The organism is Acidovorax soli, assembly GCF_014207955.1.
GTDB classification, from domain to species: Bacteria; Pseudomonadota; Gammaproteobacteria; order Burkholderiales; family Burkholderiaceae_C; genus Acidovorax; species Acidovorax soli_A.
Map to the genome: position 1 here is coordinate 230,016 of NZ_JACHLK010000007.1, position 19,769 is coordinate 249,784.

15 protein-coding genes are annotated in these 19,769 nt (G+C 62.6%); all 15 read left to right on the plus strand.

The genetic code is table 11. From position 1 onward, the window contains the following. Positions 1-5: 5 nt before the first annotated feature. The 15 genes from HNP48_RS18600 to HNP48_RS18670 all read left to right on the plus strand — a co-directional run bounded on the left by HNP48_RS18600 (position 6) and on the right by HNP48_RS18670 (position 19,663). Positions 6-704, plus strand: coding sequence for a type 4a pilus biogenesis protein PilO (locus tag HNP48_RS18600; RefSeq protein WP_184859715.1), 699 nt, complete (start codon positions 6-8; stop codon positions 702-704). Next, complete coding sequence (locus HNP48_RS18605; protein ID WP_184859717.1) at positions 701-1,246, plus strand: pilus assembly protein PilP; 546 nt, start codon at positions 701-703, stop codon at positions 1,244-1,246. The genes HNP48_RS18600 and HNP48_RS18605 overlap by 4 nt, the downstream gene beginning before the upstream one ends. After that, complete coding sequence (gene pilQ, locus HNP48_RS18610) at positions 1,243-3,384, plus strand: type IV pilus secretin family protein (protein ID WP_184859719.1); 2,142 nt, start codon at positions 1,243-1,245, stop codon at positions 3,382-3,384. Before HNP48_RS18605 ends, pilQ begins: the two co-directional genes overlap by 4 nt. Before the next feature lie 11 nt (positions 3,385-3,395). After that, the gene (locus HNP48_RS18615; protein ID WP_260420285.1) at positions 3,396-4,904 is read left to right on the plus strand and encodes an Ig domain-containing protein; all 1,509 of its coding nucleotides are present in this window, start codon (positions 3,396-3,398) and stop codon (positions 4,902-4,904) included. A gap of 172 nt (positions 4,905-5,076) precedes the next feature. Further along, complete coding sequence (gene aroB, locus HNP48_RS18620; protein WP_184859720.1) at positions 5,077-6,228, plus strand: 3-dehydroquinate synthase; 1,152 nt, start codon at positions 5,077-5,079, stop codon at positions 6,226-6,228. A 135-nt stretch (positions 6,229-6,363) separates the two neighbouring features. Then, positions 6,364-7,536, plus strand: coding sequence for a deoxyguanosinetriphosphate triphosphohydrolase (locus HNP48_RS18625; protein WP_409362568.1), 1,173 nt, complete (start codon positions 6,364-6,366; stop codon positions 7,534-7,536). 75 nt (positions 7,537-7,611) lie between these two features. Beyond that, positions 7,612-8,217, plus strand: coding sequence for a DUF1415 domain-containing protein (locus HNP48_RS18630; RefSeq protein ID WP_184859724.1), 606 nt, complete (start codon positions 7,612-7,614; stop codon positions 8,215-8,217). Further along, entirely contained in the window at positions 8,214-9,137 is a 924-nt protein-coding gene (locus HNP48_RS18635; protein WP_184859727.1) for an SAM-dependent methyltransferase, read from the plus strand. Before HNP48_RS18630 ends, HNP48_RS18635 begins: the two co-directional genes overlap by 4 nt. A 113-nt stretch (positions 9,138-9,250) precedes the next feature. Beyond that, positions 9,251-9,961, plus strand: coding sequence for a transposase (locus tag HNP48_RS18640; RefSeq protein WP_184859729.1), 711 nt, complete (start codon positions 9,251-9,253; stop codon positions 9,959-9,961). A gap of 174 nt (positions 9,962-10,135) precedes the next feature. Beyond that, positions 10,136-14,872, plus strand: a complete 4,737-nt coding sequence (locus HNP48_RS18645) for a glutamate synthase-related protein (protein WP_184859731.1) — start codon at positions 10,136-10,138, stop codon at positions 14,870-14,872. A 53-nt stretch (positions 14,873-14,925) separates the two neighbouring features. Further along, the gene (locus tag HNP48_RS18650) at positions 14,926-16,404 is read left to right on the plus strand and encodes a glutamate synthase subunit beta (protein ID WP_184859733.1); all 1,479 of its coding nucleotides are present in this window, start codon (positions 14,926-14,928) and stop codon (positions 16,402-16,404) included. Positions 16,405-16,728: 324 nt separating this feature from the next. Next, complete coding sequence (locus HNP48_RS18655; RefSeq protein WP_184859735.1) at positions 16,729-17,547, plus strand: ABC transporter ATP-binding protein; 819 nt, start codon at positions 16,729-16,731, stop codon at positions 17,545-17,547. Then, positions 17,544-18,326: a lipid asymmetry maintenance ABC transporter permease subunit MlaE gene (gene mlaE / locus HNP48_RS18660; protein WP_184859737.1), complete on the plus strand. Its 783-nt coding sequence runs from the start codon at positions 17,544-17,546 to the stop codon at positions 18,324-18,326. Before HNP48_RS18655 ends, mlaE begins: the two co-directional genes overlap by 4 nt. Positions 18,327-18,350: 24 nt before the next feature. Next, positions 18,351-18,842, plus strand: a complete 492-nt coding sequence (gene mlaD, locus HNP48_RS18665) for an outer membrane lipid asymmetry maintenance protein MlaD (RefSeq protein ID WP_184859739.1) — start codon at positions 18,351-18,353, stop codon at positions 18,840-18,842. Further along, positions 18,839-19,663, plus strand: coding sequence for a VacJ family lipoprotein (locus HNP48_RS18670; protein ID WP_184859741.1), 825 nt, complete (start codon positions 18,839-18,841; stop codon positions 19,661-19,663). The genes mlaD and HNP48_RS18670 overlap by 4 nt, the downstream gene beginning before the upstream one ends. Positions 19,664-19,769 lie beyond the last annotated feature (106 nt).

Consider the following 19,769-nt stretch of genomic DNA (forward strand, 5'->3'; position numbering starts at 1 on the left):
CCACCATGGCAACGAAAAAAGTCCAAAAAATCAACGTATCTGAACAGTTCTTGAACTTGCAGCGCCAGTTCAGCAACTTGGATACCAAAGATCCTTCGCTGTGGCCGCCGCTGCCACGGTACATTCTGTGCCTTTTCATCATTGTGGCAGTAGTTGCTGTACTGTGGTTTTTTAAGCTGACAGACTATGAGGTGGAACTGCAAACGGAAAAGGCCACGGAGCTCACCTTGCGCGAGGATTACAAACAAAAGCTTCAGAAGGCGGTAAGCCTGGATGCCTTGAAGAAGCAGCGCGAGCAGATTCAGCAATACGTTATCCAATTGGAAAAGCAACTGCCTAGCAAAGCTGAGATGGCCGCGCTTCTTTCTGACATCAACCAGTCTGGTTTGGGGCGGAGTTTGCAGTTTGAGCTCTTCCGGCCAGGGCAGGTTGTTGTTCGCGAATACTATGCGGAGCTGCCAATTGCAGTCCGGGTAACCGGGCGTTATCACGATATGGGTGCATTCGCTTCGGATATTGCCCACTTGTCGCGAATTGTCACTTTGAATGATGTGGCGATTTCCTCGCCACAGGGAAAAGATAAAGAGCGTGATGCAGCCAACGGCGTCTTGGTAATGGATGCCACGGCTCGGACCTTCCGATATCTGGATACTGAAGAAATTCAAGCACAGCGCAAGACGGCAGCGAAGGGAGCTGCGAAATGAGAATACTTAAAAGCAGTCTGTTGCTTGCTTGTGTCGCGTTGCTTGGCGGTTGTGTTGGCTCCGGTGAAGATGAGGTGCGGCAGTGGATCACTGAAGAGCGTGCTCAGGCCAAGCCAAGAGTGACACCAATTACCGAGCCTAAGCAATTCAAACCGGAGGCCTATGCGGCGGACGCCCAGTTGGAACCTTTCAACCCTTTAAAGCTGACACAAGCTTTGCGCAGAGAGTCGGCGCAGCTGGCTTCCAATGCGGCGTTGATTGCGCCTGAAATGGCGCGCCGCAAAGAGCCTTTGGAAGCTTATCCGCTGGACACCATCAAGATGGTGGGTAGCCTTCAAAAGAAGGGCCAACCCGCTGCCTTGGTCACTGCCGACAAATTGCTGTACCAGGTCACAGTGGGTCAGTACCTTGGGCAAAGCTATGGACGGATTACGTCCATCAATGAGACAGCCATTCAGCTGCGTGAAATTGTGCAGGACGCGACGGGTGACTGGATTGAACGTACGACGTCGCTTGAGTTGCAAGAAGGGGTAAAAAAATGAAGCAAAAAAGTTTCGGAATGATGCGATTTTTCAATCGAGGCGTACTTCTTGCGACATCGGTTGCTGCGTCTTCACTGGCGTGGGCGCAAGGCTCCATTGAAAATATCTCGGGGGCCATGCAAGGTGGAGTCGAGATTGTCAGGATTGATTTTTCTGAACCGGTTGCAGCATTGCCGACGGGTTTTGTAACTCAGTCACCCGCACGCATTGCCTTGGACTTTCCTGATACGACCAGTTCCTTGGGAAAGTCTGCGGTTCAGATCAATCAGGGTAATATCCGCTCCGCCAACCTCGTTCAGGCTGCAGGACGGTCCCGGGTTGTCCTGAATCTGAAGCAGGCATCCTCCTATCGCACGGAACTTCAAGGTAAATCAGTGCTGGTTTACTTGGACACAACTGTCGCGCCCATGGCTGCTACTACCTCGCAGCCTGTGAGCTTTGCAGAAAGCACGAACAGTGAAGTGATGGCCATCAAGGACGTCGATTTTCGGCGCGGTGCTGATGGTTCCGGGAGAGTCGTCGTGACTCTTCCCAATAACCAAGTGGGGGTGGATCTGCGGCCCGTTGGAAAAGGCTTGACGGTCGATTTCCTCAAATCCTCGCTGTCCGAGGGTTTGCGCAGGCGCCTGGATGTTACGGATTTCGGCACGCCCGTTCAAATCATATCGACCACTCAGCAGGGCGAGCGGGTCCGCATGGTGATCGAGCCCGTGGGCGACTGGGAGCACAGTGCCTACCAAAGTGACAACCAGTTCGTGGTGGAAGTCCGCCAAAAGAAAGTGGATCTGACCAAGTTGACTCAAGGGCCCGGCTATAGCGGTGAAAAACTGTCGCTGAACTTTCAGAACATCGAAGTTCGATCTCTCCTTCAGGTGATCGCCGACTTCACGAACTTCAATATTGTGACGTCTGATACTGTGACAGGAGCTTTGACGTTGCGGTTGAAGGATGTGCCCTGGGACCAAGCGCTGCAAATTATCATGGATGCCAAGGGCCTTGGAATGAAGAAGAACGGCTCAGTGCTCTGGATCGCCCCAAAAGACGAAATCGATGATCGAACAAAGAAAGATTTCGAGGCAGCGCTGGCGATTCAGAAGCTTGAACCTCTCCGTACCCAGGCATTTCAAATGAACTATGCCAAGGCGGTGGATATGGTGGTGCAGCTTTCGACCACCGCAGCTGGTGGTGGTGGTGGTACAACAAACCGTTTTTTGAGTGAGCGAGGTAGCGCCATTGCAGAACCACGCACTAATCAGTTGTTCGTGACTGATACTGCGGCCAAGTTGGAAGAGGTGCGTCAACTCCTCTTGACGCTGGATGTGGCAGTTCGCCAAGTAATGATCGAAGCCCGGATTGTGGAAGCTTCCGATACGTTTGGACGCTCTCTTGGAGTGCGATTGGGTGCAACGGATCTTCGCGCATCCCGCGGTGGAGATGGTGGGTACTCATTGGGTACCAGTGGAAATCGCATCGGTTTTGGTACTAACTACAGCAACGCTGTCGCATCCACTTCTGCGGGCGGCGCAATTAATACAAATGGTAACTTTGTCAATCTGCCGGCTACGGCTCTTGGCGGTTACGATCCCTCCAGCTTTGCCATATCCATCTTCAACTCGGCTGCGAATCGCTTCTTGAATCTCGAGATCTCGGCTTTGGAGGCGGATGGCAAGGGTAAGATTGTTTCCAGCCCGCGGGTTGTTACGGCGGACCAAACCAAAGCCTCCATTGAGCAAGGTACGGAATTTCCATATCCTGTCACTGCGCCGAATGGTGGTACGGTGATTGCGTTCAAGAAGGCTGTACTTAAGCTGGAAGTGCTTCCTCAGATTACCCCTGAAGGGAATATCATTCTCGATCTTGATGTGAACAAAGACAGCCCCGGTGAAGTGTTGAACAACGTTCGGGCAATCAACACCAAGCATATCAAGACGCAGGTGCTGGTGGAAAATGGTGGAACTGTCGTGATTGGTGGTATCTTTGAGTTGTTCGAAGACAATACGGAGACCAAGGTTCCTGTACTGGGTGATATTCCAGGTGTTGGGAATTTGTTCAAAACGCGCACGAAATCAGCGAATAAGCAGGAAATGCTGATTTTCATTACGCCCAAAGTCATCACCGACCGTTCGGCATTCCGCTAAAGTTTTTTGAAATGGGAAAGAAAATGAAGAAATTATGGAAAGCCCTTCTTCTGTCGTCTGCTGCGTTGCTGGCGGCATGTGGTGGTGGCGGGGGGAGCGGAGGAGAGTCCAACCTCCAGTATCGTATTACCTTGACAACTGCAAAATCGCAGCTGCCGATTAATATCGGAAATTACCCTGCCGGGGCTGGCGCTTTTGCTCCTTACACTACCACATTGTACGTGGACGCCCGAGTTGGCTCCAATCCAATTCCCGGTGGTGAAGAAATTTTCGGCTGCAATATCGTGCAAGGGTTGGACTCGGGCGCTTTGTACTACCTCGATGGAGATGATGAGCACGAGGACGAGGACGGAAACCAATTGCCGTTCCGGTCTGTGGTTCTGGGTGCGAATTCTGGCGGTGCGTCCTTTCACTTCCATGCTTCCAATCAAGCAGGTACAGCGCGCGTAGTGTGTTCAGTGACGGATCCTCGCGACAGGAAGGTGTACAGCGCGAGCGTGGATATCGTGGTGGGTGCCGCAACCGGCAAAGTCGGCAGCGTGACGGGCATTGTGGATGCTCCGGGAGCGCTGTTGACGAGGGACACCAGCACGCGGCTGCCTTATCGAAATAGCATCGGCCTGCAAGCCTTTGTTATGGATGACGCCAATCAGCCCATCCCAACCCCTTCAGCGCCCAATTTGCAAGTCAGCATTCGGCCAATCGGTCCAGCTGCTGTGGGAGCGCGCTTGATCCAGGGAAATCAGTCGGGTAGCGTGCTGCAAGTACGGACCATTGGCGGTGTGGGCTTGTTCTCGCTCTCCAGTGGCCTCAACACTGGCTCGATCGTCCTGGAATATGTCACGGACCGTTTTGATAATGACGTCACCAACGGTATTCAAGATCCGGTAACGGCGCTTGAGGCGGTTCCTGTCAACAATAGCGTGGCCCAGGCGCCGCTTTCGTTGCCGGACCTGGCAGACCAAGAGGCCGTGGTCGGTCTGCCTTTTGCCGCAGTGTTCCCTATCCAGGGCGGTGTAGCTCCTTATACATGGTCCGCCATCGCGTTGCCGAGCGGCCTTGCCATCAGCAACGATGGCATCGTCAGTGGCGTACCCCAAGGCCCAGGCTCTTACAGCGGGGTCATCACGGTGGTTGACGCACAGGGCACCAAGGTGTCGGGTAATGTGAAGTTCACGGTGGCTGCTGGCGCATCGGTGCCCAACCCTCTGACGGTGAACGGCTGTGTGAGCAATGGTACTGCTGTGTGCTCCTTGCCTGCGGGGAATGTCGGCGAAGCCTATCTGTACAGCCTGTCAGTGACGGGCGGGAACGCAAGCGACCCAGTGGTATGGACCTTTGCTCCGGCTACCCTGCCAGCAGGTCTGAGAGGCAGCAGCACGGGTAACAATGGTGTGATCAGCGGTACCCCAACTGCATCGTGCAACGCCAGGTTCCTCGTGACGGCGACCCGTGGTTCTGTCACCGTGACCCAGCAGGTGGCTGTGCAGATCGGTGCCAATACGGCGGCCTGCCCCTGATGACCCCAGTCCAAGGGGCGCGTAGCGAGATTCGTAGCACTCGGATCTGCTAGGTTCCCTGCCGGAAGAATAGAAACCCCGTGGATTCAGGATCCACGGGGTTTTTCTTTTGCCGCTTCACCGATGAAGTGCCCAGGCGAGGCGAGCGGCATTCTGCGTAAACTACGCATCTATGCCTGAAACTGCCGATCTGCTTCCCGCTTCTCGCCCTGCATCTTTTGCTGGCACCGCATCGCCCACAGTCTCCATTGATCTGGGCGACCGCAGCTACGGTATCGAAATCGGCGCAGGCCTTCTCGATGGCCTGCAAGAGGATTTGGACCTTCCCCATGGCACGTCGGCCCTGATCGTCACCAACGACACCGTCGGTCCGCTGTACGGGGCCGCAGTAGCGGAGGCACTAGGCAAGCGCTACCCGGTAGTTCACACGGTGACCTTGCCCGATGGCGAAGAGTTCAAGGGGTGGGAGACCCTGCAGCGCATCTTTGACGCCCTGCTGGCCCATGGCTGTGACCGCAAGGCCGTGCTGTTTGCGCTGGGGGGCGGTGTCATCGGCGACATGACGGGCTTTGCCGCTGCGACCTACATGCGCGGCGTCCCCTTCGTGCAGATCCCCACCACCTTGCTGGCGCAGGTGGATTCGTCGGTCGGTGGCAAGACGGCCATCAACCACCCGCTGGGCAAGAACATGGTGGGCGCCTTCTACCAGCCGCGCCTGGTGGTGTGCGACTTGGCCACGCTCGATACCTTGAGTGCGCGGGAGATGAGTGCCGGCCTGGCGGAAGTGATCAAGTACGGCCCCATTGCCGACATGGAATTCATGGACTGGCTGGATGCCTCCATGGACGCTTTGCGCGCCCGCGATCGTGCGGCGCTCGCGCATGCCGTGCGCCGCAGCTGCGAGATCAAGGCCTGGGTGGTGGGCCAGGACGAACGCGAAGGCGGCTTGCGCGCCATCCTGAATTTTGGCCACACCTTTGGCCATGCCATCGAAGCCGGCATGGGCTATGGCGTGTGGTTGCACGGTGAAGGCGTGGGCGCGGGCATGGTGATGGCCGCCGAGCTGTCGCGTCGCCTGGGTTTGGTGGACGATGCCTTCGTACAGCGCCTGGTGGCCCTCATCGAACGTGCCGGGCTGCCCACCAAGGGTCCGGTGATCGATGCTTCCGACAATGCCGGCCGCTACCTGGAGCTCATGCGCATCGACAAGAAGTCCGAAGCGGGGGAGATCCGCTTCGTGCTCATTGACGGTCCTGGAAAGGCCGTCGTCCGTGCCGCGCCCGACGCGCTGGTGCGCGAAGTGATCGACGCCTGCTGCGCTTAGCCGACAGGCGCAGCGGCGGATCGGGTGGCTGACTTTGCTGCCGCCTGCAGTGGCCGCCACGTTGCCAAGCGCCGGTCACCGTTCCCGGCCACAATGGAGTTCATCTGTTGAAGATCCACCACCGCGAGCCTGTTGTTGAACCCCAGATCCGACCTTGCTGCCTATGCCTGCCACCCTGCAGCCAGCAGGGGGCGGCGCCATCCTGAAACGCCCGCGCCCACCCGCTCGGAGTACCAGCGCGACCGGGACCGCATCGTGCATTCCACGGCGTTTCGGCGCCTGGTCTACAAGACCCAGGTCTTCCTGAACCACGAGGGGGATCTTTTTCGCACCCGCCTGACCCACTCGCTGGAAGTGGCCCAGCTCGGGCGTTCCATTGCACGCTCGCTGCGCATCGACGAGGACCTGGTCGAGGCCATCTCACTGGCCCATGACCTGGGCCACACCCCCTTCGGCCACGCGGGCCAGGATGCGTTGCACGAATGCATGGCCGACCATGGCGGTTTCGAGCACAACCTGCAAAGCCTGCGGGTCGTTGATCGGCTCGAAGAGCGCTACCCGCATTTCGACGGCCTGAACCTGACCTTCGAGACGCGCGAGGGCATTCTCAAGCATTGCTCGAAGGTCCATGCACAGCAGATCGAGGAGGCTGAGCCTGGCGGGGTGGGCGGGCGCTTCCTGCGCCGTGAACAGCCCAGCCTGGAGGCCCAGCTGTGCAATCTCGCCGACGAGATCGCCTACAACGCGCACGACATCGATGACGGCGTGCGCTCGGGCCTCATCACCCTCGACCAGTTGCGCGAGGTGCCCCTTTTCGACGAATACCGCCATGCGGCCCAGGCGGCGCATCCCCACCTGAACGAGGTGGCCATGCACCGGCGCCTGCTGTACGAGGCGATCCGCCTCATGCTGAGTGCGCAGGTGTACGACGTGATCGACGCAACCTCGGCCGCCCTGGCGCGGGCCGCACCCGCCAGTGCCGATGCCGTGCGCCTGTCGGCGCCGCTGGTGTGCTTCAGCGAACCCATGCGCGAACAGTCGGTGGTGCTCAAGCGCTTTCTTTTCAAGAACCTGTACCGCCATGCCCAGGTGATGGAGACCACGGGCCGTGCCAAGCAGGTCGTGCGCGACCTCTTCACGGCCTACCTGCAGTCACCGCACGAGATGAAGCCAGCGTTTGCGCAGCAGGCCAGTGCCGGGGACATGGCGGTGAAGGCGCGCGCCATTGCCGATTTCATCGCCGGCATGACCGACCGGTTTGCCGTGCGCGAGCACCAGCGGCTGACGGGCCTGCGCCTGCTCGACTGATCCGGGAGCCATGGTGTGGGCGGGGTGCCCGCTAAAATTGGGGCCCTTTCCCTTGTGCGCCAGCCGCACCTTTGCATGAACTCCCAGCACCCCACGCCCGTCGCCTGCCTGCCCGCTGTCCGGGACACCGTGCAGTGGCTGGAGCGCGCCGTCATCGGCCTCAACCTATGCCCCTTTGCCAAGGGCGTGCACGCCAAGGGCCAGGTCCACTACGCGGTGAGTGATGCCACGGACCGCGCTCAGCTGCTGGAGGAACTTCGGGCTGAATTGCTGGCGCTGGCCGACATCGCGGCCGATGTGCGCGACACCACGCTGCTCGTCGTGCCCACCCCACTGCTGGCCGATTTTCTGGATTTCAATGACTTTTTGGGCGAGGCGGACGACCTGCTCGAAGCACTGGAGCTCGACGGCACGCTGCAGATCGCCAGTTTCCACCCCCAGTTCCAGTTCGCGGGGACGGGTGTGGACGAGGTGAGCAACTGCACCAACCGCTCCCCGTACCCCACGCTGCACCTGTTGCGCGAGGACAGCATCGACCGCGCTGTGGAGGTGTTCCCCGAGGCCGAGACGATCTACGAGCGCAACATCGAGGTGCTGGAGAAGCTGGGCCTGGAGGGTTGGCAGGCGCTCGGTGTCGGGCCGGGCTGTTCCGAGGGCAAGGCGGGCGGAGGTGCCGCATGAACGCACCCCGCAACCCCAGGGCGGCCGGCAAGCAGGCGGCCAAGGCGCCGGCTCCATCGCCTGCCGAGCAACTGGACCTGCGTCCCGGCCAGTCGCTGGAGCTGCTCAAGGAGCTGCACATCCTGACGCGCGAAGGGCGTATCAACCAGGACTCACGGCGCAAGCTCAAACAGGTCTACCACCTGTTCAACTTCATCGAGCCGCTGCTGGCCGAACTGTCCACCGATGGCCATGCTCCCAGCCTGGCGGACCACGGTGCCGGCAAGTCCTACCTGGGCTTCATTCTCTACGACCTGTACTTCAAGGCGCTGGGTCAGGGCCATATCTACGGCATCGAAACGCGCGGTGAGTTGGTTGCGCGCTCCCGTGCCCTGGCTGGGCAGTTGGGCTTTGCCCGCATGTCTTTCCTCAATCTGTCGGTGGCCGAATCGGCCGATGCCGCAGAGCTGCCCGCACAGATCGACGTGGTCACGGCCTTGCATGCCTGTGACACGGCCACGGACGATGCCATCGCCTTCGGCCTGCAAAAACGTGCCCGCGCCATGGTCCTGGTCCCCTGCTGCCAGGCCGAGATGGCCGCCTGCCTGCGCCAGGGCAAGGCATTGCAGCTGGCCCGCACGCCGCTGGCCGAGCTGTGGCGCCACCCCTTGCACACGCGCGAGCTGGGCAGCCAGGTCACCAATGTGCTGCGTTGCCTGTACCTGGAGGCCAGCGGCTACCAGGTCACCGTCACGGAGCTCGTGGGCTGGGAGCACAGCATGAAGAACGAGCTCATCATTGCGCGCTACACCGGCCAGAAGAAGCGCAGCGCTGCCGAGCGCCTGCGTGCCATCCTGCGCGAGATGGGGTTGGAACAGGCGATGGCCGCGCGCTTCGGGCTGCAGGCAGAGACTGCAGGCAACGCAAGCGCCGTGGTGTAGTCCACCGCCAGCATCTGCTCCAGCGCGCAAGGCACTGCGTGCTGAAAGCCCCATGGGGAAATGAGGGACAGGTTTATCATGTCCTTTTTGTTTCTCGGCTCCACGCAACTCCCATGGCCCGCTTGCCCCGCCTGACTCTGCCCGGCTACCCGCACCACGTCATCCAGCGGGGCAACAACCGCCAGGCCATCTTTGTGGACCGGGCCGACTTCGAAGCCATGCTGGCCTTGCTCCACGAGCACTCTCGCAAGTTCGAGGTGGCTGTGCATGCCTACGTGCTCATGGACAACCACTTCCACCTGCTGGCTACGCCGTCCACGGCCGACGGCCTGCCGCAGATGATGCAGTCCATCGGCCGCAGCTATGTGCGCTACTTCAACGGCCGCCACGGCCGCACCGGTACCTTGTGGGAAGGGCGCTACCGCTCCACCGTGATAGAGGCGGAGCGTTACCTGCTCGCCTGCATGGCCTACATCGACCTGAACCCCGTGCGCGCCGGCATGGCTGCGCGCGCGGTGGATTACCCCTGGTCCAGCCACGCCCACTGGCTGGGCCTGCGCAGCGACCGGCTGCTCACCACCCATGCCCTGTACTGGGCGCTGGGCAACACACCGTTTGCGCGTGAGGCGGCCTATGCCGCACTGGTGCAGGTCGGCTTGGGCGAGAGGCAGCTCGACGCACTCACGCAATCGGCATTGAGCGGCTGGGCGCTGGGTGAGCCGGATTTCGTGGCCGACCTGCAAAAGCTCACGCCACGCCGCGTGAGCAAGGCCAAGCCAGGCCGGCCGCCAATGCCTGTGCTGTCGGATGAGCCTCCAGCCTGAGCCGACAGTTGGCTCTTGAGGCGGCAATGTGCACCAATTTGATGTGTCCCCAATTAAATCCGACTTTTTCAGTTGGTTAATTTAATAAGAATCTGACCCCAATTAATATGCTTGCCTTGCATGTTGCAATGCACTAATCTTGCGTTCCCTGCGAAAATTCATGAGGAGTGCGCCATGACGACGGCTGCCGAGATCCAGCATCTGCAACAACACGGTTTGTATTCATCGGGTAACGAACACGACGCCTGCGGCCTCGGCTTCGTAGCCCACATCAAGGGCGTCAAGCGCCACGACATCGTGACGCAGGCCCTCAAGATCCTGGAGAACATCGACCACCGTGGCGCCGTGGGTGCCGACAAGCTCATGGGCGATGGCGCGGGCATCCTGATCCAGATCCCCGACGCGCTGTACCGTGAAGAGATGGCCAAGCAGGGCGTGGCGTTGCCTGCCGCTGGCGAGTACGGCGTGGGCATGATCTTCCTGCCCAAGGAGCACGCATCCCGCCTGGCCTGCGAGCAGGAGATGGAACGTGCCATCAAGGCCGAAGGCCAGGTGCTGCTGGGCTGGCGCGACGTGCCGGTGAACGTCGACATGCCCATGTCGCCCACCGTGCGCAAGAAGGAGCCTATCCTGCGCCAGGTCTTCATCGGCCGCGGCAACGACGTGATCGTGCAGGACGCGCTGGAGCGCAAGCTGTACGTGATCCGCAAGACCGCCAGCGCCGCCATCCAGAACCTCAAGCTCAAGCACAGCAAGGAATACTACGTTCCCAGCATGTCCAGCCGCACGGTGGTCTACAAGGGCCTGCTGCTGGCCGACCAGGTGGGCACCTACTACATGGACCTGCAGGACGAGCGCTGCGTCTCGGCCATCGGCCTGGTGCACCAGCGTTTCTCCACCAACACCTTCCCCGAGTGGCCGCTGGCCCACCCCTACCGCTATGTGGCGCACAACGGTGAAATCAACACCGTCAAGGGCAACTACAACTGGATGAAGGCGCGCGAAGGCGTGATGGCCTCGCCCGTGCTGGCAGCCGACCTGAAGAAGCTCTACCCCATCAGCTTCGCCGACCAGTCCGACACCGCCACCTTCGACAACTGCCTCGAACTGCTGACCATGGCTGGCTACCCCATCAGCCAGGCCGTGATGATGATGATCCCCGAGCCCTGGGAGCAGCACACCACCATGGACGAGCGCCGCCGCGCCTTCTATGAATACCACGCCGCCATGATGGAGCCCTGGGACGGCCCCGCCTCCATCGTGTTCACCGATGGCCGCCAGATCGGCGCCACGCTGGACCGCAACGGCCTGCGCCCCTCGCGCTACTGCATCACCGACGACGACCTGGTCGTCATGGCCTCGGAATCGGGCGTGCTGCCCATCCCCGAGAACAAGATCGTGCGCAAGTGGCGCCTGCAGCCCGGCAAGATGTTCCTGATCGACCTGGAGCAGGGCCGCATGATCGACGACGAGGAGCTCAAGGCCAACGTCGTCAACACCAAGCCTTACAAGCAGTGGATCGAGAACCTGCGCATCAAGCTCGACAGCATCGATGCTGCCGCCGATGCACCCGTGGCCCAGACCGCCACGCTGCCGCTGCTCGACCGCCAGCAGGCCTTCGGCTACACGCAGGAAGACATCAAGTTCCTGATGGCCCCCATGGCCAAGAACGGCGAAGAGGGCATCGGCTCCATGGGCAACGACAGCCCGCTGGCCGTGCTCTCGGGCAAGAACAAGCCGCTGTTCAACTACTTCAAGCAGCTGTTCGCCCAGGTGACCAACCCGCCGATCGACCCGATCCGCGAAGCCATCGTGATGTCGCTCAACAGCTTCATCGGCCCCAAGCCCAACCTGCTGGACATCAACCAGGTCAACCCGCCCATGCGGCTCGAAGTGAGCCAGCCGGTGCTCGACTTCGCCGACATGGCCAAGCTGCGCCACATCGAGAAGTACACGCAGGGCAAGTTCAAGAGCGCCACCATCGACATCACCTACCCGCTGGACTGGGGCCGCGAGGGTGTGGAAGCCAAGCTCGCCTCGCTGTGCGCACAGGCCGTCGACGCCATCAAGGGCGGTGCCAACATCCTGATCATCAGCGACCGCGCCGTGAGCGCCACGCAGGTGGCCATTCCCGCGCTGCTGGCGCTGTCGGCCATCCACCAGCACCTGGTGCGTGAAGGCCTGCGCACCACCGCTGGCCTGGTGGTCGAGACCGGCACCGCGCGCGAAGTGCACCACTTTGCCGTGCTGGGCGGCTACGGCGCGGAAGCCGTGCACCCCTATCTCGCGATGGAAACCCTGACCGAGATGCACAAGGACATGCCTGGCGACCTGTCGCCGGACAAGGCCATCTACAACTACGTCAAGGCCATCGGCAAGGGTCTGTCCAAGATCATGTCCAAGATGGGCGTGAGCACCTACATGAGCTACTGCGGCGCGCAACTGTTCGAGGCCATCGGCCTGAACAGCGACACCGTGGGCAAGTACTTCACCGGCACCGCCAGCCGTGTGGAAGGCATCGGCGTGTTCGAGATCGCCGAGGAAGCCATCCGCATGCACAAGGCCGCGTTCGGTGACGACCCCGTGCTCGAAACCATGCTGGACGCCGGCGGCGAGTACGCCTGGCGCGCCCGTGGCGAAGAGCACATGTGGAGCCCTGACGCCATCGCCAAGCTGCAGCACTCCACGCGTGCCAACAACTGGAACACGTACAAGGAATACGCGCAGATCATCAACGACCAGAGCAAGCGCCACATGACGCTGCGCGGCCTGTTCGAGTTCAAGATCGACCCCGCCAAGGCCATCCCGGTCGACGAGGTCGAGCCCGCCAAGGAGATCGTCAAGCGCTTCGCCACCGGCGCCATGTCGCTGGGCTCCATCTCCACCGAAGCCCATGCAACCCTGGCCGTGGCCATGAACCGCATCGGCGGCAAGAGCAACACCGGTGAAGGCGGCGAAGACGAGCACCGCTACCGCAACGAGCTCAAGGGCATCCCGATCAAACAGGGTGACACGCTCAAGAGCGTGATCGGCGCCGAGAACGTCGAGGTCGACCTGACCCTGCAGGATGGCGATTCCCTGCGCAGCCGCATCAAGCAGGTGGCCTCGGGCCGCTTCGGCGTCACGGCCGAGTACCTGTCCTCGGCCGACCAGATCCAGATCAAGATGGCCCAGGGCGCCAAGCCTGGCGAAGGCGGCCAACTGCCCGGCGGCAAGGTCTCCAACTACATCGGCAAGCTGCGCCACAGCGTGCCCGGTGTGGGCCTGATCTCGCCCCCGCCGCACCACGACATCTACTCCATCGAAGACCTGGCCCAGCTGATCCACGACCTCAAGAACGTGGCACCGCACGCCAGCATCAGCACCAAGCTGGTGTCCGAAGTCGGTGTGGGCACCATTGCCGCTGGCGTCACCAAGTGCAAGAGCGACCACCTCGTGATCGCCGGCCACGACGGTGGTACGGGCGCATCGCCCTGGTCGTCCATCAAGCACGCAGGCGGTCCGTGGGAAATCGGCCTGGCCGAAACCCAGCAGACCCTGGTGCTCAACCGCCTGCGCGGCCGCGTGCGCGTGCAGGCCGATGGCCAGATGAAGACCGGCCGCGATGTCGCCATCGGCGCGCTGCTCGGTGCCGACGAGTTCGGCTTCGCCACGGCGCCCCTGGTCGTCGAGGGCTGCATCATGATGCGCAAGTGCCACCTCAACACCTGCCCCGTGGGCGTGGCCACGCAGGACCCCGTGCTGCGTGCCAAGTTCACCGGCAAGCCCGAGCATGTGGTCAACTATTTCTTCTTCATCGCCGAAGAAGTGCGCCAGATCATGGCCCAACTGGGCATCCGCAAGTTCGACGACCTGATCGGCCGCTCCGACCTGCTCGACATGCGCTCCGGCATTGCCCACTGGAAGGCACGCGGCCTCGATTTCAGCCGCCTGTTCGCCCAACCCAACGTGCCTGCCGACGTGCCGCGCTTCCATGTGGACGTGCAGGACCACAACATCGAGCACACGCTGGACCGCAAGCTCATCGAACGCAGCCGCCCCGCCATCGACAAGGGCGAGCGCGTGCAGTTCATCGAAGTGGCACGCAACGTCAACCGCTCCGTGGGCGCCATGCTCTCGGGTGCCGTGACGCGCGCCCATCCCGAAGGCCTGCCGGACGACACCATCCGTATCCAGCTTGAAGGCACGGGCGGCCAGTCCTTCGGCGCCTTCCTCACGCGCGGCATCACGCTGTACCTGATTGGCGACGCCAACGACTACACCGGCAAGGGCCTGTCGGGCGGCCGCGTCATCGTGCGCCCCAGCATCGACTTCCGTGGCGACTCCGTGCGCAACACCATCGTGGGCAACACGGTGATGTACGGCGCCACCACCGGTGAAGCCTTCTTCAGCGGCGTGGCCGGGGAGCGCTTTGCCGTGCGCCTGTCGGGCGCCACGGCGGTTGTCGAAGGCACGGGCGACCATGGCTGCGAGTACATGACCGGCGGTACCGTGATGGTGCTGGGCAAGACCGGCCGCAACTTCGCAGCCGGCATGAGCGGCGGTGTGGCCTATGTCTACGACGAAGACGGCCAGTTCGACACGCGCTGCAACATGTCCATGGTCACGCTGGAACGCATCCTCCCCTCGTCCGAGCAGGAGGCCACGGTTCCCCGCTCGATCTGGCACAACGGCCAGACCGACGAGGCCCAGCTCAAGAAGCTGCTGGAAGACCACAACCGCTGGACGGGCAGCAAGCGCGCGCGCGAACTGCTCGACAACTGGGCGGCATCGCGCAGCAAGTTCGTCAAGGTCTTCCCGACCGAGTACAAGCGCGCGCTGGCCGAGATTTATGAACGCAAGGTGCTCGAGGAGCCTGCCACCCCCGCGGTGGCCCCGGCTGCCAAGAACGTGGCCGTGCCCGCCAAGTAAGGCGCAGCCCCACCCGACACCCGCACAGCATTCATAGACAAGGACACGCAATCATGGGAAAGACCACCGGCTTCATGGAGTACGAGCGCATCGAGGAGGGCTACAAGCCCGTCGGCGAGCGCCTTAAGCACTACAAGGAATTCGTTATCGGGCTCGATGAGTCCCAGGCCAAGGTGCAGGGCGCGCGCTGCATGGACTGCGGCACGCCGTTCTGCAACAACGGCTGCCCGGTGAACAACATCATTCCGGACTTCAACGACCTGGTCTACCAGGCCGACTGGAAGAGCGCCATCGCCGTGCTGCACAGCACCAACAACTTCCCCGAGTTCACCGGCCGCATCTGCCCCGCGCCCTGCGAGGCCGCTTGCGTGCTCAATGTGAACGACGACGCCGTGGGCATCAAGTCCATCGAGCATGCGATCATCGACCGCGCCTGGGAAGAAGGCTGGGTCAAGGCGCTGCCTTCCAAGCACAAGACCGGCAAGAAGGTCGCCGTGGTCGGTTCCGGCCCGGCCGGCATGGCTGCGGCCCAGCAGCTGGCGCGCGTCGGCCACGACGTGACCCTGTTCGAGAAGAACGACCGCATCGGCGGCCTGCTGCGCTACGGCATCCCCGACTTCAAGATGGAGAAGTCGCACATCGACCGCCGTGCCGAGCAGCTCAAGGCCGAAGGCGTCACGATCCGCACCAGCGTCTTCGTCGGCGCGGCCAAGGACGGCCTGGGCAAGGGCTCCAAGGTCACCAACTGGGCCAAGGAAACCGTCACCCCCGAGCAACTGCAGGCCGAATTCGACGCCGTGCTGCTCACCGGTGGTGCCGAGCAGAGCCGCGACCTGCCCGTGCCCGGCCGCGACCTCGATGGCATCCACTTCGCCATGGAGTTCCTGCCCCAGCAGAACAAGGTCAACGCCGGCGACAAGCTCAAGAACCAGTTGCGCGCCGACGGCAAGCACGTCATCGTGATCGGTGGCGGCGACACCGGCAGCGACTGCGTGGGCACCAGCAACCGCCACGGCGCGGTCAGCGTCACGCAGTTCGAGCTGATGCCCCAGCCGCCCGAAGTCGAGAACCGCCCGCTGACCTGGCCCTACTGGCCGATCAAGCTGCGCACCAGCTCCAGCCATGAAGAAGGCTGCGAGCGCGAGTTCGCCATCTCCACCAAGGAGTTCATCGGCGAAAAGGGCAAGGTCACCGGCCTCAAGACCGTGCGCGTGGAATGGAAGGACGGCAAGATGGTCGAAGTCCCGGGCTCCGAAAAGGTGCTCAAGGCCGACCTCGTGCTGCTGGCCATGGGCTTTGTGAGCCCCGTCGCCGCCGTACTCGAAGCCTTCGGCGTCGAGAAGGATGCGCGCGGCAACGCCCGCGCCACCACCGAGTTCGATGGCGGCTATGCCACCAACGCCCCCAAGGTGTTCGCGGCCGGCGACATCCGCCGCGGCCAGTCCCTGGTGGTCTGGGCGATCCGCGAAGGCCGCCAGGCCGCCCGCGCGGTGGACGAGTTCCTGATGGGCTACTCGGACCTGCCACGCTGACCGACGGTTGCAGAGCTGGTCCTCTAAAACGGCGCCCGGGTGGCGCCGTTTTCCATTGTCGGGGCGGGCCAGCGTGGTGGAAAATCCACTCCGCACGCGTTGTGCCAGACATAGGCACAATTGGATGCACTGTCCATCCGGGAATGCCAGACACTTGGGTGCCGGGCATCGCCTGTCTCGTATCTGGAAAATGCAAACATGCATGTATGTATGTTTGTGGATTCGGCTACCATCGCTGCTGTCCCACGCGCGGGAATTTCCGTGCGCGCCGACAATCGTCCGGACTCCCTGCCACCATTCTTTACCGAACGCATCACCTCCCGCATGCCCGAGCCGTCCCCTTTTGCCGAACTGCGCAACGTCACCTTCTCCTACGGTGAGCGTGCCATCCTGCGCGACGTCTCACTGGCGGTGCCACGCGGCAAGGTCACAGCCCTCATGGGCGCCTCGGGAGGCGGCAAGACCACGGTGCTGCGCCTCATCGGCGGGCAGCAGCAGGCCCAGCGGGGCGAGGTGCTGTTCGACGGCCAGAACGTCGGTCAGATGGATGCGGCCGCTTTGTACAAGGCGCGCCGGCGCATGGGCATGCTGTTCCAGTTCGGCGCCCTGTTCACCGACCTCGACGTGTTCGAGAACGTGGCCTTTCCGCTGCGCGAGCATACGGACCTGCCCGAGGAACTGGTGCGCGATGTGGTGCTCATGAAGCTCCATGCCGTCGGCCTGCGCGGCGCGCGCGACCTCATGCCCAGCCAGATCTCGGGCGGCATGGCACGGCGCGTGGCGCTGGCCCGAGCCATCGCGCTCGACCCCGAACTCGTCATGTACGACGAGCCTTTTGCCGGGCTCGACCCGATCTCGCTGGGCACGGCGGCCCAGCTCATCCGCCAGCTCAACGATGCCATGGGGCTCACCAGCATCATCGTCTCGCACGACCTGGAGGAAACCTTTCGCCTGGCCGACCATGTGATCATCCTGGGCGAGGGCGTGGTGGCCGCACAGGGCACGCCCGACGAGGTGCGCGCCAGCACCGATCCCCTGGTGCACCAGTTCGTGCATGCGCTGCCCACCGGCCCCGTACCCTTCCATTATCCAGGGCCCACGGCAGAGCAGGACTTCGGTCCTGCCGGGGGGATAGGCCTGTGAGCTGGTACAAACCTTCCGACGTGGGGCTGGCCGTGCGCAGCCAGCTCGCGGACATCGGTGCCGCGGCCCACCTCTTCGTGCGCCTGGTGCGCCTGTTCGGCGCCACCTTCCTGCGGCCTTCGCTGGTGCGCGACCAGGTGCACTTCCTGGGCAACTACTCGCTCGCCATCATTGCGGTGTCGGGCCTGTTCGTGGGTTTTGTGCTCGGCTTGCAGGGCTACTACACGCTGCAGCGCTACGGCTCGTCCGAGGCCTTGGGCATGCTGGTGGCGCTGTCGCTGGTGCGCGAGCTCGGCCCGGTGGTCACGGCCCTGCTGTTCGCGGGCCGGGCGGGCACTTCCCTCACGGCGGAAATTGGCCTCATGCGCGCGGGCGAGCAGCTCACCGCCATGGAGATGATGGCCGTGGATCCGGTGCGCCGCATCCTGGCGCCGCGCTTCTGGGCCGGGGTCATCACCATGCCGCTGCTGGCTGCGGTGTTTAGCGCCGTGGGCGTGATCGGCGGCTGGGTGGTTGGCGTGGTGCTCATCGGCATCGACCCCGGCGCCTTCTGGAGCCAGATGCAGGGCGGGGTCGACGTATTCCGCGACGTGGGCAATGGCGTCATCAAGAGCATCGTTTTCGGCGTCACCGTGACCTTTGTGGCCCTGCTGCAGGGCTACGCCGCCAAGCCCACGCCCGAAGGCGTGTCGCGCGCGACCACGCGCACGGTGGTGATGGCCTCGCTGGCGGTGCTGGCGCTGGACTTCCTCCTCACCGCCATGATGTTCAGCATCTAAGAAATAAGCAAAGAGATCGCAACCATGCAACGCTCCAAGAATGATGTCTGGGTAGGCCTGTTCGTGATGCTGGGCATCGCGGCGCTGGTGTTCCTGGCCCTGCAGTCGGCCAACCTGCTGAGCCTCAATTTCCAGCGCGGCTACCAGCTCATCGCGCGCTTCGACAACATCGGGGGGCTCAAGCCCCAGGCCGCCGTGCGCAGCGCCGGCGTGGTGGTGGGGCGTGTGGAGTCCATCGCCTTCGACGACAAGACCTTCCAGGCGCGTGTCACGCTGGCCATGCAGGACCGCTATGCGTTTCCCAAGGACAGCTCGCTCAAGATCCTCACCAGCGGGCTGCTGGGTGAGCAGTACATCGGCATCGAAGCGGGTGGCGACGAGAAGAACCTCGCGCCCGGCGACACCGTGACCGCTACGCAGTCGGCGGTGGTGCTGGAAAACCTGATTGGACAATTTCTCTATAGCAAAGCCGAAGACGGCAGTAAGCCCGCAGGGGCAGGTGGTAGCAAAAAATGACGAACAGGATGCAAGCGGGTACGGCCCGCGATGAGGGACATGGCGCTGGGGGGCTCCTGCGCGCAGGGCGCGCCTTGGCCGCAATGGTGGGGCTGGTGCTGCTGGTCGGCTGCGCCAGCGGCCCCCGCACCGATCCACGCGACCCGCTGGAGCCCTACAACCGCGGTGTCACCCGATTCAACGAACAGGTCGATGCCATGGTGCTCAAGCCCGTGGCCACGGCCTACAAGGAGGTCACGCCCGCGCCCGTGCGCACCGGGGTGAGCAACTTCTTCGCCAACCTGACCGATGTCTGGTCCTTCGTGAACAACGTGCTGCAGTTCCGGCTCGAAGGGGCTGCCTCGAGCTTCATGCGCGTCAACGTGAACACCTTCCTCGGCCTGGGCGGTGTGCTGGATGTGGCCAGCGAGATCGGCATCGATCGCTACCGCCAGGATTTCGGGCTGACGCTGGGCCGCTGGGGCGTGGAAACCGGCCCCTACGTGGTGCTGCCCCTGCTGGGGCCGTCCACGGTGCGCGACACCTTTGCCCTGCCGGTCGACATGGTGGGCAACCCGGTGCGCTATGTGGACCCGACCTCGGCCCGCAACTCCCTGTATGTTCTGCGCGCGGTGGATGCGCGTGCCAACCTGCTGCGCGCCGGCTCGGTGCTCGACAGTGCGGCCCTGGACAAGTACAGCTTCACACGCGATGTGTTCCTGCAGGTGCGCAGCCAGGCCGGTTCGGCGCCCTACGACAAGGACAAGGACGACAGCGAGCGCGACGCCAAGGATGGCGTGCTCCCCGAGGAGCCGCCACCGGCCGATGCCAAGACCCGCTGATCGCCCTGCGGGTGTTGCACTTGCTTGCAATCCGCTACCGGGCAGAAGCACATGGCGGGTATGGAGCGCCCACAATGAAATCGAGGGTGCCTGCCCGCTCCCCTGA

Excerpts from the sequence above, each read along its gene's own strand:
- HNP48_RS18600 (WP_184859715.1), top strand. The coding sequence starts at position 6 with ATGGCAACGAAAAAAGTCCAAAAAATCAACGTATCTGAACAGTTCTTG.
- HNP48_RS18605 (WP_184859717.1), top strand. The coding sequence starts at position 701 with ATGAGAATACTTAAAAGCAGTCTGTTGCTTGCTTGTGTCGCGTTGCTT.
- pilQ (WP_184859719.1), top strand. The coding sequence starts at position 1,243 with ATGAAGCAAAAAAGTTTCGGAATGATGCGATTTTTCAATCGAGGCGTA.
- HNP48_RS18615 (WP_260420285.1), top strand. The coding sequence starts at position 3,396 with ATGGGAAAGAAAATGAAGAAATTATGGAAAGCCCTTCTTCTGTCGTCT.
- aroB (WP_184859720.1), top strand. The coding sequence starts at position 5,077 with ATGCCTGAAACTGCCGATCTGCTTCCCGCTTCTCGCCCTGCATCTTTT.
- HNP48_RS18630 (WP_184859724.1), top strand. The coding sequence starts at position 7,612 with ATGAACTCCCAGCACCCCACGCCCGTCGCCTGCCTGCCCGCTGTCCGG.
- HNP48_RS18635 (WP_184859727.1), top strand. The coding sequence starts at position 8,214 with ATGAACGCACCCCGCAACCCCAGGGCGGCCGGCAAGCAGGCGGCCAAG.
- HNP48_RS18640 (WP_184859729.1), top strand. The coding sequence starts at position 9,251 with ATGGCCCGCTTGCCCCGCCTGACTCTGCCCGGCTACCCGCACCACGTC.
- HNP48_RS18645 (WP_184859731.1), top strand. The coding sequence starts at position 10,136 with ATGACGACGGCTGCCGAGATCCAGCATCTGCAACAACACGGTTTGTAT.
- HNP48_RS18650 (WP_184859733.1), top strand. The coding sequence starts at position 14,926 with ATGGGAAAGACCACCGGCTTCATGGAGTACGAGCGCATCGAGGAGGGC.
- HNP48_RS18655 (WP_184859735.1), top strand. The coding sequence starts at position 16,729 with ATGCCCGAGCCGTCCCCTTTTGCCGAACTGCGCAACGTCACCTTCTCC.
- mlaD (WP_184859739.1), top strand. The coding sequence starts at position 18,351 with ATGCAACGCTCCAAGAATGATGTCTGGGTAGGCCTGTTCGTGATGCTG.
- HNP48_RS18670 (WP_184859741.1), top strand. The coding sequence starts at position 18,839 with ATGACGAACAGGATGCAAGCGGGTACGGCCCGCGATGAGGGACATGGC.